This window comes from Streptomyces sp. NPDC087845, from assembly GCF_044742755.1.
Taxonomy (GTDB): domain Bacteria; phylum Actinomycetota; class Actinomycetes; order Streptomycetales; family Streptomycetaceae; genus Streptomyces.
In genome coordinates, this window is record NZ_JBIUVC010000001.1 from 749,714 (window position 1) to 764,034 (window position 14,321).

At 69.7% G+C, this 14,321-nt stretch carries 12 protein-coding genes; 5 read left to right on the forward strand and 7 right to left on the reverse strand.

The window, feature by feature from the left end:
* Positions 1 to 607 precede the first annotated feature (607 nt).
* From ACIOMQ_RS03450 to ACIOMQ_RS03465, 4 genes are all read left to right on the forward strand, one after another.
* Positions 608 to 1,453, forward strand: coding sequence for a C40 family peptidase (locus ACIOMQ_RS03450; protein ID WP_362195704.1), 846 nt, complete (start codon positions 608 to 610; stop codon positions 1,451 to 1,453).
* A gap of 257 nt (positions 1,454 to 1,710) precedes the next feature.
* Positions 1,711 to 2,949: an MFS transporter gene (locus ACIOMQ_RS03455; RefSeq protein ID WP_402187724.1), complete on the forward strand. Its 1,239-nt coding sequence runs from the start codon at positions 1,711 to 1,713 to the stop codon at positions 2,947 to 2,949.
* 165 nt (positions 2,950 to 3,114) lie between these two features.
* Positions 3,115 to 4,377: an MraY family glycosyltransferase gene (locus ACIOMQ_RS03460; protein WP_362195698.1), complete on the forward strand. Its 1,263-nt coding sequence runs from the start codon at positions 3,115 to 3,117 to the stop codon at positions 4,375 to 4,377.
* A 260-nt stretch (positions 4,378 to 4,637) separates the two neighbouring features.
* Positions 4,638 to 5,756, forward strand: coding sequence for a serine hydrolase domain-containing protein (locus ACIOMQ_RS03465; RefSeq protein WP_402187726.1), 1,119 nt, complete (start codon positions 4,638 to 4,640; stop codon positions 5,754 to 5,756).
* A gap of 150 nt (positions 5,757 to 5,906) precedes the next feature.
* Here the strand turns inward: ACIOMQ_RS03465 and ACIOMQ_RS03470 are convergent, their stop codons facing one another.
* From ACIOMQ_RS03470 to ACIOMQ_RS03490, 5 genes are all read right to left on the reverse strand, one after another.
* On the reverse strand, positions 5,907 to 6,443 hold the full coding sequence (locus tag ACIOMQ_RS03470) for a hypothetical protein (RefSeq protein WP_402187931.1): 537 nt from the start codon (positions 6,441 to 6,443) through the stop codon (positions 5,907 to 5,909).
* 17 nt (positions 6,444 to 6,460) lie between these two features.
* Positions 6,461 to 8,401, reverse strand: a complete 1,941-nt coding sequence (locus ACIOMQ_RS03475) for an alpha/beta hydrolase (RefSeq protein WP_402187728.1) — start codon at positions 8,399 to 8,401, stop codon at positions 6,461 to 6,463.
* A 3-nt stretch (positions 8,402 to 8,404) separates the two neighbouring features.
* Entirely contained in the window at positions 8,405 to 8,851 is a 447-nt protein-coding gene (locus ACIOMQ_RS03480) for an amino acid ABC transporter permease (protein WP_362195686.1), read from the reverse strand.
* 502 nt (positions 8,852 to 9,353) lie between these two features.
* Positions 9,354 to 10,637 (reverse strand): geranylgeranyl reductase family protein, encoded by a 1,284-nt coding sequence (locus ACIOMQ_RS03485; protein ID WP_362195683.1) that lies wholly within the window; start codon positions 10,635 to 10,637, stop codon positions 9,354 to 9,356.
* Positions 10,638 to 10,843: 206 nt separating this feature from the next.
* Entirely contained in the window at positions 10,844 to 11,536 is a 693-nt protein-coding gene (locus ACIOMQ_RS03490; RefSeq protein ID WP_362195680.1) for a demethylmenaquinone methyltransferase, read from the reverse strand.
* A gap of 136 nt (positions 11,537 to 11,672) precedes the next feature.
* On the opposite strand from ACIOMQ_RS03490, the gene ACIOMQ_RS03495 reads away from it, so the two are divergent.
* Positions 11,673 to 12,431, forward strand: a complete 759-nt coding sequence (locus ACIOMQ_RS03495) for a DUF3152 domain-containing protein (protein ID WP_402187730.1) — start codon at positions 11,673 to 11,675, stop codon at positions 12,429 to 12,431.
* Between the two features lie 12 nt (positions 12,432 to 12,443).
* On the opposite strand, the gene ACIOMQ_RS03500 is transcribed toward ACIOMQ_RS03495, so the two are convergent.
* A complete protein-coding gene (locus ACIOMQ_RS03500; protein WP_362195674.1) occupies positions 12,444 to 13,070 on the reverse strand; it encodes a hypothetical protein in 627 nt (208 codons plus the stop codon).
* A 7-nt stretch (positions 13,071 to 13,077) separates the two neighbouring features.
* Positions 13,078 to 14,277 (reverse strand): cyclic dehypoxanthinyl futalosine synthase, encoded by a 1,200-nt coding sequence (gene mqnC / locus ACIOMQ_RS03505; protein ID WP_362195671.1) that lies wholly within the window; start codon positions 14,275 to 14,277, stop codon positions 13,078 to 13,080.
* Positions 14,278 to 14,321: the final 44 nt, after the last annotated feature.

Here is a 14,321-nt window from a genome sequence, read left to right on the forward strand (position 1 = left end):
GGGGTGCCGAGGGCACTCGGGACGCCGGGGACGTCCGGGCGGGCCGGGGCTGCTCGGGGACGGCCGGGGCGCCGGGGACGTCCAGGGGGCGAGGGTGCTCGGGGGTGCCCGGGGTGCCGGGGACGTTCGCGTGCCGGGGGCGCTCGGGGCGCCGGGGACGTCCGGGGGGGCGGGGCGCCCGACCCCAGGGGCGCTCGGGATCCAGGGGCACCCAGGGCGCCGGGCGCACTCGGAATCGAGGGGCCCCGGGATCGAGGGCCCGGAATCGGGGGCCCGGAATCAGGAGCCTCGGGACACCAGGCGCACCCACACCCCTCACCCCGCGGTCACGCCGCACTCGCGTCCCGATCTCACTGTGACCTGCGTCACTTCGCTGCGGCTCCAGCAAAAGCGGGCTTGGCCATCGACGTGAACGGATGGTAAGTGGCGGGCAATTCGGGCGTATTGCCGAAAGTCCGTGATCACAGCGTTGATCGACACTGCCCGGTTTGCCCGTTACGGCGTCAATAAGGGCCACCGGAAAGCGGATTCACAGATTCCGTACGTAACTGTGTCGCAACACACGTTTCTTGATGGGAGCCCCGGAGCCCTGATAGCGCTAGTACTCATGTCCCACACCGCTCACATACCCAGCCACCGGAAGCCCCGCCGAAACGCGCCGAAGACGGCGCTGCGGGCCGGAGTTGCCGGTGGCGTCCTCAGCACCATCGCGGTCGCAGGCGCTGCCGGTCCGGCCCAGGCCGAGCCGGTGACCCAGACCATCGAGATGCCCACCATCACCTCCGGGCTCTCCACCGCCGTCGCCGCGTCCGCCCAGGCCACGCAGCAGGTCGCCCAGGACCTGCAGACGCAGGCCCAGGAGGACGCCGCAGCCGCCACCGCGGCCAAGGCCGCCAAGAAGGCCAAGGCCGAGGCGGTCCGCAAGGCAGAGGCCAAGAAGAAGGCGGAGGCCGCCGCCAAGAAGAAGGCGGAGGCCGCCGAGCGCGCTTCCCGCACCGCCGCCCGTACGACGCTCAGCGCGACCTCCGGTTCGACCGCGGGCACCACCACCGCCGCCTCGTTCTCGTCCTCGTCCTCGTCCTCCTCGTCGAGCGCGACCGGCTCCGCCGCGTCCGTCATCGCCTTCGTGAAGGCCCAGGTCGGCGACGCGTACGTGCCCGGCGGCACCGGCCCCAACTCCTGGGACTGCTCCGGCCTCGTCCAGGCCGCGTTCCGTTCGATCAACGTCGACCTGCCGCGCGTCTCGCAGGCCCAGTCCACCGCGGGTACCCAGGTCTCCCTGAGCAACCTCCAGCCGGGCGACATCCTCTACTGGGGCGGCGCGGGCAGCGCGTACCACGTCGGGATCTACGTGGGCGGCGGCCAGTTCGTCGGTGCGCAGAACTCCAGCACCGGTGTGGTGCAGCGCCCGCTGTCCTACGACCCGCCGTCGGGCGCGGTCCGCGTTCTCTGAGTTCGACGAATCCACCGGGCCGACCGGACCGTACGGGTCCGGCGAGTTCTCGGATTCACAAGCGCCTTCTCGGCGCGCGGCGAAGGGCCGTCACTCCCCCGCTCGGGAGCGACGGCCCTTCGCCGTTCCCGGCGGAAACCCGACCTCACCACCGGGCGGGCGCCGTTGACGTCGCGAACCTGCCGGACACCGCGGGCCGCCGCTTGTGAACTGGGGCGAACAGCCCTTGCGTCACCGAGCACAGGACGGCACCCGCCATGACCACTTCGGCCACCACCCCCTCCGTACGAACCGCCACCCCGCCCCGCACCCCCGTGCACGGCCGGCTCGCCGTGCTCGCCGTGATGCTGGGCATCTTCTCCCTCGTCACCTCCGAGATCCTGCCGATCGGCCTGCTGACCTCGATCGGGTCCGACTTCGCCGTCTCGCACGGCACGGCGGGCCTGATGATGACCATGCCCGGACTCCTCGCGGCGGTCTGCGCGCCCCTGGTCACCGTCGCCACGGCGCGCGTCGACCGCCGGGTGATGCTCTGCGCGTTCATGCTCCTGCTGGCCCTGGCCGACTTCCTCACCGCCGCCGCCACGGACTACCGACTCGTCCTGGTCTCCCGGGTGCTGGTCGGGATCACCATCGGCGGCTTCTGGTCCATCGCCGCCGGGCTGGCCGGGCGGCTGGTCCGCCCCGCATCGGTCGCCGGAGCGACAGCGGTGATCTTCTCGGCGGTCCCGCTGGGCTCCGTGCTCGGCGTCCCCGCCGGCACGCTCATCGGCGACCTGGCCGGCTGGCGGACGGCATTCGCGGTGGTCGGGGTGGTGACCGTGGCCGTACTCGTCCTGATGCTCCTGGTGATTCCGGCCCTGCCCCCGGCAACGGTCACCCGCGCGAGCGTGCTGCGCACCGCGCTCGGCAGGAGCGGAACCCGGTTCGCACTGTTCCTCACCGTTCTCCTGGTTCTTTCTCATTTCGCCATGTATACGTATGTAACTCCCTTCCTGGAACAGGTCACTCACGTCGGCCCTGCGCTGGTCACGGTGTTCCTGCTGATCTACGGAGCCGCCGGGATCGTCGGCAACTTCGCCGGCGGCGCGCTCGTTCCGCGCCGTCCGCGCGTCGCGGTCGCCCTCGCCGCGGGACTGATCGCCACCGCGACGGCACTGCTCCCGGTCCTCGGCGACCGACGGGCCGGAGCCGTCGTCCTGCTGGTCGTCTGGGGCGTCGCCTACGGTGCGGTGCCGGTCTGCTCGCAGGCCTGGTTCGCGCGGGCCGCGCCGGACGCACCCGAAGCGGCGTCCGTCCTCTTCACCTCGTCCTTCCAGGCGACCCTCGCCCTCGGCGCCCTGGCGGGCGGAGCCGTCCTCGACCACGTGTCCGTGTCGGCGCTCATGCTCCTCGGCGCCGCGACCGCGGCGCTCGCGGTGATCACGGTGCTCATGGCCGGGACGCGGTCCGTACGCCTCGGCACCCGGGCCGCTCCGGCTCCCCGTCGTACCTGAATCCGCATGGGTTACGCTCGCCGGGGCGCAGTGAAGGGCCTCGACCGGGGCCCGGACTCCGGTGCCGCCGCACCGGACTCGCCAGCTGCCCCGTCGTCCCGCCCTGCGCAGCAGCCCGGAAGAACCGGAAAAGACTGTTCAGGGATCGGCCTGCTGGGCCGGGATGTGAGGCCGCCCGTGCGGGACTACTTGCTCATGCTGTTCATCACGGCAGCGGTGACCCATCTCCTGACCGGTCCGGTACGGAAGTTCGCCATCGCCGTCGGGGCGATGCCCGAGATCCGGGCACGTGACGTCCACCGCGAACCCACTCCACGCCTCGGTGGCATCGCCATGTTCGGCGGGCTGCTGGCCGGATACCTGGTGGCCTCGCACCTCCCGCATCTGGAGGAGATCTTCACCCAGAGCTCGACGCCCCGGGCGCTGCTGTCCGGTGCCACGCTGATCTGGCTGCTGGGGGTGCTCGACGACAAGTGGGAGCTCGATTCGCTGGTCAAGCTCGGCGGGCAGTTGCTGGCCGCCGGTGTGATGGCGTTCCAGGGGCTGACGATCCTCTGGCTCCCGGTGCCGGGCACCGACGGGATCTACCTCGCCGACTGGCAGGGCACCCTGCTGACCGTGGGACTGATCGTCTTCACCATCAACGCGGTCAACTTCGTCGACGGGCTCGACGGGCTGGCCGCCGGGACGGTGGGCATCGCGGCGACGGCGTTCTTCCTGTACGCCTACCGTCTCTGGTACGGCTACGGGATCGAGGCCGCCGCGGCCACCACGCTGACCTCCGCGATCCTGGTGGGCATGTGCCTCGGCTTCCTGGTCCACAACACGCACCCGGCCCGGATCTTCATGGGGGACTCCGGGTCCATGCTGCTCGGGCTGCTCATCGCCGGGTCCGCCATCTCCGTCACGGGCGAGGTCGATCCGAGCCTCCTCAAGCAGACCGTCGACGGTACGTCCGGGTCGGCCGCGATGGTGCCGGTCTACATTCCGCTGCTGCTTCCGCTGTCCGTCATCGCGCTGCCGGTCGCGGACCTCGTGCTCGCCGTCGTCAGGCGTACGTGGAACGGACGGTCCCCCTTCTCCGCCGACAAGGGGCACCTCCACCACCGGCTGCTCCAGCTCGGACACTCGCAACGCCGGGCCGTCCTTCTCATGTACTTCTGGTCGGCGCTGTTCTCGTTCGGGATCGTGGCCTACTCGGCGCGGGGCGCCAAGTCCTGGATGCTGTTCGCCGTCGCGTTCGTCTGCGGACTGGGCCTGCTTCTGCTGCTCCAGCCCCGCTACGACTTCGCCATCACCGACGTGCTGGCCCGGATGCGGCTGATGCGGCCCCGGACCGGGGGGCGTGTGGTCGCCACCGGCGGCCAGTGCGCCGAGGAGGACGCGGACGACCGGCGTCCGCGCGCGGACGCCGGTCAACGGGCGTAGGACACGCGGCGACCCGGTCGCGGCCGCGACGGGCCGGCAGGAACCGCCCGGGACGGCCCCCCAAGCCCCTGGCGGCTGCGGGCCTGCGACTCCGGGGGACTGCGGGCCTGTGGCTCCGGGGGCCACCCGGGCCTGGGGGAGACTCCCCAAGGGGACAGCGAGGATCGCTCAGGGACGCTTCAGGGTGATTCCCGATCAACGTCCCGGTACCGAAGGAGAGTTGAGGGCATCCGCCGAACTCTCCCCACTGGAGCCAGCCCATGCGAAGCCGTCTCGCCCCCGCCCTCGTCGCCCCCGCCCTCGTCCTGGGTGCGGCCCTGCCCGCAACGGCGGCGGAACCGCGCCCGGACACCGCTGGGGCGACCGCCCCCGCGAGCCCGTCCGCGCAGGACATCGTCGACGCGCTGCCGAAATCGGTCTACACGGGTGCACTGATCAGGCGGGACGGTGTCGGCGCGACCATGGGGCCGGTCGTCCCCGACGCCTACTTCAGGATCGGCAGCACCACCAAGATCTTCACCCAGACCGTCGTCCTCCAGCTGGTGGCCGAGCGACGGATCGGGCTGGACACCCCCGTCCGCGCCTACCTGCCGACGCTCGTCCCTGCCATGTACGAGCGGGTCACCGTGGGCCGGCTCCTCGACCACACCAGCGGCTTTCCGCGGCCCGCCAGGACTCCGGGCCCGGACGACGGTGCGGGCTGGTGGCTGCGGTCGGTGACCCCGACCGGATTGCTGAGCGCATCGTTCGCCGCCGCGGCGGACCGTTCGGAGACACCGCCCGAGCCGGGCTCCGTACAGCAGTACAACGGGCTCAACGCGTTCGCCCTCGGGCTGATCGTCGAGAAGGTCACCGGCCATTCCTTCACCCATGAACTCCGGCACCGCATCATCCGGCCGTTGGGACTGCGTCACACGAGCCTGCCCGCTGCCGACGACCCGACCATTCCCTCGCCGCACGCCCGGGTGTACGTCGACGGGGACGAGGTCACCGAGCAGAGCCCGTACCCGTGGGCCGAGGGCGGCATGATCTCCACCGCCGCCGACCTGGACCGCTTCCTGACCGCTCTGTTCCGGGGCAGGCTGCTGCCGCCCGCCCAGCAGAAGCTGGTGTTCGCGGTCCCCCACGCGTCCAGTGCCACCACCAACACCAGCTGCGCCGACGGGAAAGCCTGCTTCAGCATCGGCGGACTGATGCGGTACAAGCTGCCGAACGGACAGTCCGTCTGGGGAAAGACGGGGTCGCGGCCCGGCTGGGACAACGGGTTCTTCGCCACCCGGGATCTCGGACACCGGGTGGTCTATTCGCTGAACCCCACCGGAGCCGACTCCGGAATCACGTACATACAGCGGATCCTCATCGCCTCACTCATGGACTGAGCCGGGCGACGGCCGGTCCCGGGGGCGGTTCATGCCCTCGGGGCCACCTTGGGCAGCCTGTTGATGATCCGTTCCATCGCATCACCTGCGGCAGCACACAGCACACAGCACGCGGAATCACCCGGCAAAGGCCGCCGCCCTGCCCAAGAGTCATGTACGGGAAGAGGGAGAGCTCTTCACGGACCAGAAATCCGACCTGACGTCAGGAAAAGGGATATCCTTTCCGGCATAGTTCGGGCCGACTGTCTCCGCCTTCGGCGGAGACACCTTGGAAGCATTCACGCAAGGCGTCGCAACTTCGAAAAAGGCTTGCCCGTTACTGCCGACAAGAACGCGCACATTGAATCCGTCGGGCGTCCTGTAGTATATGGCCGGACTCTTCGAGTTGTTCACTGCGAGCTGCTTATATCCCTGACTCTCCCAGTAGCGCTCGATCAACCCCAGGAAGCTCCCCCGGCGTTCCTCCGAGATGATCGTCATGACCGCTCGGCGCCTTTGTACGTCACATCCGCCTTCGGTCGACTGCCCATGCGTCCAGTGCACCGGCGGCTTGATGGCGGCGAAAGTCCCATCGAGGATTTCGTCCGCCCGCACCGCTGCTTCCTGCATGTTCATCTTTTCCTCCGGCGCAGTCGATTCGCCTGATGCACCGCATCCGGTCAGGAGCAGTGCTCCAGCCACCAGCATCACGGCTCCCAAAATCCTCATCGAGGCGCCTCCAAGGTGATCCTGTCGGAATTACCAACCACAACATTGGCAATATTGTCGGCCGATGCCTGATCTTTCATCGGGTTGAAATAATTCGAATGCGCCGACATCTCTCCGCGGTCTTCCACGATGGTTGCCCCGTCGTCCACCATGAACCGCGTGGCTCCGAAATCCTTACTTGCCGGGTCGGTACCGAACCAATGCTCACTGGGGTCGGTCTGTGCGTCTTGCGCCATGTAGCCGCCGATACCTCCGACGATGGCCCCGGCACCGCCACCGATAACCGCTCCCGGCGGGCCTGCCATGCCGGCTCCCAGAACAAATCCGGCCGACCCTCCACCGACCGCGCCGGAGGCCATGCCAGATACTTCGTCGTGGTTCGGGAGTTTGGTGACGATGTCGTTTTCGGCTGCGCCCACGTACACGTGCCCCTTACCCACGTTGAGGTCCTGGGCGTTGCCCGCGCCGGTGCCGGGACTTCCGACCAGGATGATGTCATCGGCGCCGGGGATGCCGCCTTTCTCCTGAGCTGCGAGTCCGACCGTGAGGGAGCCGTAGGAATGTCCGATGGCGGTGACATGCGGGTCGCCTCCCTCGTGCGTTGCGGAGATTCCCTCCATGAACGCGTTGTAGTCAGGGGCTCCCGCCTGGGCGTCGTTCGTGAACATCACGCTTTTACCGCTGGCCAGATCACTCGGTGTCATCTGCGGCGCGTCGTATCCGAGCCACACGATCGACGAGGTTCTACTGGACGGGTCGGCTTCTTGCGCACCAATGGCTGTCTGCAGCGCTCGGTTGACCGTTCCACCAGCGAAATCTGCGTCCAACTTGGTGTCGAGCCCAGGGACATATGCTGAGACGTTGTCGGCGGTGTCGGGGTTGCCATAGGCGATGATCGCTCGGCCGTTTCCCTCGTCGCCGATGCCCAGCAGGTACATCGGCGGCTCGCTGCCTTTCTCCAGTTTCTCCTGGATCTTCTTCAGACCGCCCAGCATGTCTCGGGAAGCGTCATCGTGCTTCCCGTCGAGTTGCCCGATGAGCATCTGAAGATTTTCGCGGTTTGCCTCATCGCGTACCAGCGCCGGAATCCCGTCCAAGTTCCCGATCAGCTCCGGAAACGCGGAGATGTACTCTTCCCGCTGCTCCTTGCCGAGGTGGTCCCACCACTCCTTGCGTTCCGCGGGCGACTTGTCGAGCGGAAGGTGCTTCGCCAAGTAGTTGTGGGCGGCTTGGCTCACCGCATCGACGTCCAAGGCCATGTCCGCCCACGTCTTGGTGTCGACCGTGAGGCCCGGGGCTGCCTTGAGCTTGCTGAGTGCCGAGCTGTACCGCTCATCGATCTCGCGTGCTTCCCGCAAGGCGTGGGCGAGGCGGTCGGCGACGTCCTGGGCCTTGGCACGGTGCGGATTGGGACTCTTCAGTACAGGACCACCCGGGCCCAGAGCCGGGTCCAGCATGCCGTTGGCATCGCGGTACAACCCCGGGTTTCCGGCACCGATGAGGCCGTTGTTGCCCACCACGGAGCCGCCGGGCATCGTCTCGCCGGTCATCTCGTTCTTGCCATCGGCCGGGTAGTCGATGCTGCCGTTGTCGTTGACGGTGTATCCGAGAGAGGCGGCGTCGCCGAGGGCTTCGCGCAGCCGACGCTGCGGGGTGCCGAGTTCACTGGCGAGCCCGTCGAGGGCGCCTCGGACGAGGCCGGTCTCGGTGCGGACGTAGTGGTAGTTCTCGCTCAGTCGCTTCAATCGCTTGACGGCTGCTCGGGCGGACTCGCTGTCCTGGGTCTTGGTGAGCTTGCCGCTCATGTCGCCGTCGACGCGTTCGCGAGCAGCATCGGCGAACACGGAAGCGGCGCGCCAGCCGTCGGCGGCATCGGTCAGTTCCGACAGTTCGAGGTCGCGGAGCCGCTGCCATGTCAGCCCGGATGCTGTGCCCACGGTCTACTCGCCCCTCCTCGTGCCCGGCACCGTGACCGCCTTCACTCCGTCCCCCACCCCGGCATCCACTTCGGCGAGGTCCACGGCCACCTGCCGCAGCTTCGGCTCCAGAGAGCTGCACTCCTCACGGACACGACCGAGGCGTTCGTCCCACGAGGTGAGCACAGACTTGAGTGCTCCGAGGCTGGACAGCCCGGCCAGACCGCCGACAGTGCCGTCGTGAGCTCTGCGCAGGTCGGTCTTTGCGGTGATCGTGCCGGTCTGGAGATCATCCGCCGTGCCGGCCGCCTGCGTCCACGGGCCGCCCTTGTGCTTGAGCGTGCCGGTACCGCCCCCACCGCCGGACGGCTCGGCGTCACCGCCTTCTCCCCGAAGACTGTTGATCTGCATATGGGTGGTGTGCCGCTCGACGGCCTGCGCCTTGAGCTGTTCCCACTCGTCCCACGCCATGCGCGTGTCCTCCCCCGTGACCCGGGCGCCGCCCGGGTAAGCGCCCCAGTTGCGTCTGCTGTGCTCGCTGAGATTGCCGACACAGACGTTACGCACGGGTGCGCTGCGTCATGTCCGCACGATCACTCAAACCGGCCCTGAGTATCCGTACCTACACGCACCGTCATCGTGCCCGGCTCGCCGGCCGCTCGGGCACGTGGCACGGAGCCGTCACCGTGTGCAATGCGCGTCGGTGCCGTGCGGGCCGGCAGGCACTTGCGGTACTTGCGGCACTTGCGGCACTTGCGGCACTTGCGGGATGAACGCGGCTTTGATGTACGGAAGTTGACCGGATGCCAGTGGTGCGGTGTGCGGATGGGCGCTGCGCCGGCACCGAATCACCACGGCGGCCGTCGGCGCCCACGGAGCAACAGCTGCTCCTCCATGGGCATACGTACAGCAAAAGGACCGGCCACGGCCGCGCTCACCGACTGAGCACGACCGTGGCCGGTCCGGGGGCGGCTCAGGCCTTCGGGGCCACCTTCGACAGACCGTTGATGATCCGGTCCATCGCGTCGCCGCCCGTGGGGTCGGTCAGGTTGGCGAGCATCTTCAGCGTGAACTTCATCAGCAGCGGGTGCGTCAGTCCGCGCTGGGTGGCGACCTTCATGACCTTCGGGTTGCCGATCAGCTTCACGAAGGCGCGGCCCATCGTGTAGTAGCCGCCGTAGGTCTCCTTGAGCACCTTCGGGTAGTTGGTGAGGGCCAGTTCGCGCTGGGCCGGGGTCGCGCGGGCGTGGGCCTGGACGATGACGTCCGCGGCGATCTGGCCCGACTCCATGGCGTACGCGATGCCTTCGCCGTTGAACGGGTTGACCATGCCGCCCGCGTCACCGACGAGCAGCAGGCCCTTGGTGTAGTGCGGCTGGCGGTTGAAGGCCATCGGGAGGGCGGCGCCGCGGATCGGCGTCGTCATGTTCTCCGGGGTGTAGCCCCAGTCCTCCGGCATGGAGGCGCACCACGCCTTGAGTACCTCGCGCCAGTCCAGTTCCCGGAAGGCGGAGGAGGAGTTGAGGATGCCGAGGCCGACGTTGGACGTGCCGTCGCCCATGCCGAAGATCCAGCCGTAGCCGGGCAGGAGCCGGTCCTGCGGGCCGCGTCGGTCCCACAGCTCCAGCCACGACTCCAGGTAGTCGTCGTCGTGGCGGGGCGAGGTGAAGTACGTACGCACGGCGACGCCCATCGGGCGGTCCTCGCGGCGGTGCAGGCCCATGGCCAGTGACAACCGGGTGGAGTTGCCGTCGGCTGCGACGACGAGCGGGGCGTGGAAGGTGACCGGGGTCTTCTCCTCGCCGAGCTTCGCGTTGACGCCGGTGATGCGGCCGGTGCGGTCGTCGACGATCGGGGCGCCGACATTGCAGCGCTCGTACAGCCGCGCGCCCGCCTTCTGCGCCTGGCGGGCCAGTTGTTCGTCGAAGTCGTCGCGCTTGCGGACCAGTCCGTAGTCCGGGTACGAGGCGAGATCCGGCCAGTCCAGCTGGAGGCGCACGCCGCCGCCGATGATGCGCAGCCCCTTGTTGCGCAGCCAGCCGGCCTCTTCGGAGATGTCGATGCCCATGGAGACGAGCTGCTTGGTGGCGCGCGGGGTGAGGCCGTCGCCGCAGACCTTCTCCCGGGGGAAGGCCGTCTTCTCCAGGAGCAGGACGTCCAGCCCGGCCTTGGCGAGGTAGTACGCGGTCGTGGATCCGGCCGGGCCTGCCCCGACGACGATCACATCCGCGCTGTGTCCGGAGAGGGGCTCGGTCACGGTCGGATCTCCCGAAGACTCGAAATCGCGTGCCGCGCGGCACCTGTCCCGTGCAGTCTATGGGGGCCCGCCGGGCAACCTCCCGAAGGGCTCCCCGATGTCGGCCGGGCCCTGCTCCGGCCCTCCGCGCGGCTGCGCACGGAGGGAGCGGAACTACCCTGGCCCATCGCCCGGTTCCCGCCCACGGAGGTCACCGGAGTGCTGCTTCAGGGACGTACACCCCGGTGCAGCGCCACCACACCGCCGGTGAGGTTGCGCCAGGCGACCTTCGACCAGCCGGCCCGCTGGAGCTTCGCCGCGAGCCCGGCCTGGTCGGGCCAGGCGCGGATCGATTCGGCGAGGTAGACGTACGCGTCCGGATTGGACGACACCGCGCGCGCGACCGGCGGCAGGGCCCGCATCAGGTACTCGGTGTACACCGTGCGGAAGGGCGTCCACGTCGGGTGCGAGAACTCGCAGATCACCACCCGGCCGCCCGGCTTGGTCACCCGGTACAGCTCGCGCAGCGCCGCGTCCGTGTCCTGGACGTTGCGCAGCCCGAAGGAGATCGTCACCGCGTCGAAGGTCTCGTCGCGGAACGGCAGCCGGGTGGCGTCGCCCGCGGTGAAGGGCAGCCAGGAATTGCGCTTCTTGCCCTCCTGCAGCATGCCGAGGGAGAAGTCGCACGGCACGACGTACGCGCCCGTCGCGGCGAAGGGCAGCGACGACGTCGCCGTGCCCGCGGCCAGGTCGAGAACCTTCTCCGCAGGACGGGCGTGCACCGCCTTCGCGACCTCCTTGCGCCACAGCCGGGCCTGGCCGAGCGACAGCACGTCGTTGGTGAGGTCGTAGTTCGCCGCCACGCCGTCGAACATCGTGGCGACTTCGTGCGGCTGCTTGTCCAGGGAAGCTCGGGTCACCCGCCCATTCAAGCAGCCCGGTCTGCGATGCTTCGCGCCGGTCGTGACTCACGCGCGGGCGGACTGAACCGATTCGGTCCACCGGCCCTCAGTACAGGGGGAGCACAGAGCCACCGGGAGCCAGGGGGGACCCCAGATGTCCGCACAAGGTGCGCGCCGGCGGTTCCGGCCGGAGCAGGGCCGGAGCCGGCTGATCGTCGCCGTTCTCGTCCCGGTGGCGCTGATCTGCGCCGCCGCGGTGGTGGGGCCCCGGTGGGGCGGCGGCGGTGACGAGAAGGCGGCCGAGCCGTCCGCGTCCGGGAGTCCGGCGGGCATCGGCAGGTTCACCGTCGCCCGCGCGGGCGTCTCGGGCACCGCGGGGGCCGGCAAGGACGCCCCGGGTGCCGGCAAGGGCAGGGGCAATGCCTACCGGGTCGAGGTGGAGGACGGTTCGGGCGTCGACCCCGACCGGGCCGCCGCCGAGATCGCCCGCATCCTCGCCGCGCCGCGGGGCTGGTCGCACCACGGCGAGCACACCTTCCGCCAGGTCGCCGAAGGCCCCGCGGGACTGGTCATACGGATCGCCACCCCCCGGACCACCGACGCCATCTGCGGGCAGAGCGGCCTCGACACCCACGGCGAGGTCAACTGCCGGGTCGGCACCGACGTCATGGTCAACCTCAAGCGCTGGCAACAGGGATCGCCCGAGTTCCACGGCCCGCTCGCCGACTACCGGGCCCTCATCATCAACCACGAGGTCGGACACTGGCTGGGGCACGGCCACGAGACCTGTCCGGGCAAGGGCCGCCCCGCCCCCGCGATGATGCAGCAGATCTACGGTCTGAAGGGGTGCGTCTCCAACGCCTGGCCGTACGACGCCGAGGGCCACTACCTGGGCGGCCCGTCGGTACCGTGACGGCCCCCGGTCTCAGCTGAGGCGGAAGACCAGCCGTCCGCCGAGCACCGTCGCCGTGCAGCTACCGGCGCCTGCGGTGCGCAGCGCCGCCCCGTCACGTACGGCGAACACCGCCAGATCCGCCGGTGCGCCGACGGCCGGCGCCGCCGCGAACACGTCGGCCGGCTCCGGCACGGACGCCAACGGGTCGAGCGAGACGGGTTCCGGCGCCGGGCCCGGCGCGTGGACGCGCAGTCCCGAGCGGGCGACCGCCGTGCGTACGGCGGGGCGGGTGAAGGGGCCCCGGACGGCGGTCGTGCCGTGCCGCAGCATGCGTTGCAGCCCGCGCCGGGCACTCGCGCCCCAGCGGGCGTCGTCCATTGCGAGCGCGGCGAGGGCGTCGCCGGTGAGCGGTTCGCTGCCGAGCGCGTCCGCCTCGCGTGGATCCGGGTGGTAGGCGGCCTCCAGCAGCGCCGGTGCCGCGGCGTTCAGCAGTCCCGGGGTGATCAGGCCGGACCACCGCCGGATCCGGGCCCGCGGACGGTCGGCGGTCAGCTCCGCGTACGCACCGACGGCGACGACCACCCCGCCGTCCACGGCCACGGAGTCCACCCCGTCCGGGGCACCGTGCACCGCGTCGGCGGCGTGAATCGTCAGCATGGGCAGGCTAGTTGGCGTTGAGGAGCTTCAGCTCCGGGTGGGCCGTGCCGCCCTCGATCGCCGTGGACGAGATGTGCGAGACCACTCGCTCGTCGACCGGGTCGTTCGCCGGGTCGTCGTGCACGACGAGGTGCTCGTACGTCGTGGCGCGCTGCGCCGGGACCCGGCCCGCCTTGCGGATGAGGTCGATGATTTCGAGGCGGTTGGAGCGGTGCTTGGCGCCGGCCGAGGAGACGACGTTCTCCTCCAGCATGATCGAGCCGAGGTCGTCGGCGCCGTAGTGCAGCGACAGCTGGCCGACCTCCTTGCCGGTGGTCAGCCAGGAGCCCTGGATGTGCGCGACGTTGTCCAGGAAGATCCGGGCGATGGCGATCATCCGCAGGTACTCGAAGAGCGTCGCCTGCGTCCGGCCCTTCAGGTGGTTGTTCTCCGGCTGGTACGTGTACGGGATGAACGCGCGGAAGCCGCCCGTCCGGTCCTGTACGTCGCGGATCATCCGCAGGTGCTCGATACGCTCGGCGTTGGTCTCGCCGGTGCCCATCAGCATGGTGGAGGTGGACTCGACACCGAGGCGGTGCGCTGCCTCCATGATCTCCAGCCAGCGTTCCCCGGACTCCTTGAGCGGAGCGATCGCCTTGCGCGGCCGGGCCGGCAGCAGCTCGGCGCCCGCTCCCGCGAAGGAGTCGAGACCGGCGGCGTGGATGCGCTGGATGGCCTCCTCCGCGGAGACCCCGGAGATCCGGGCCATGTGCTCGACCTCGGAGGCGCCCAGCGAGTGGATGACCAGCTGCGGGTACGCCTTCTTGATGGCGGAGAAGTGCTCCTCGTAGTACTCGACGCCGTAGTCCGGGTGGTGTCCGCCCTGGAACATGATCTGCGTACCGCCGAGTTCGACCGTCTCCGCGCAGCGGCGCAGGATGTCGTCGATATCGCGGGACCAGCCTTTGGCGGTGTCCTTGGGCGCGGCGTAGAAGGCGCAGAACCGGCAGGCCGTGACACACACGTTCGTGTAGTTGATGTTGCGCTCGATGATGTACGTCGCGATGTGCTCCGTACCGGCGTATCGGCGTCGGCGTACGGCGTCGGCGGCCGCGCCCAGCGCGTGCAGCGGCGCCGACCGGTAGAGGTCGAGCGCCTCCTCCGGGGTGATCCGACCGCCCTCGGCGGCTCGGTCGAGGATGGGCTGAAGGTCGGCCTTCTCGGTCACCGGGCTGTCACCTTTCGGCGGTTTTTCAACGGATCTACGGACCG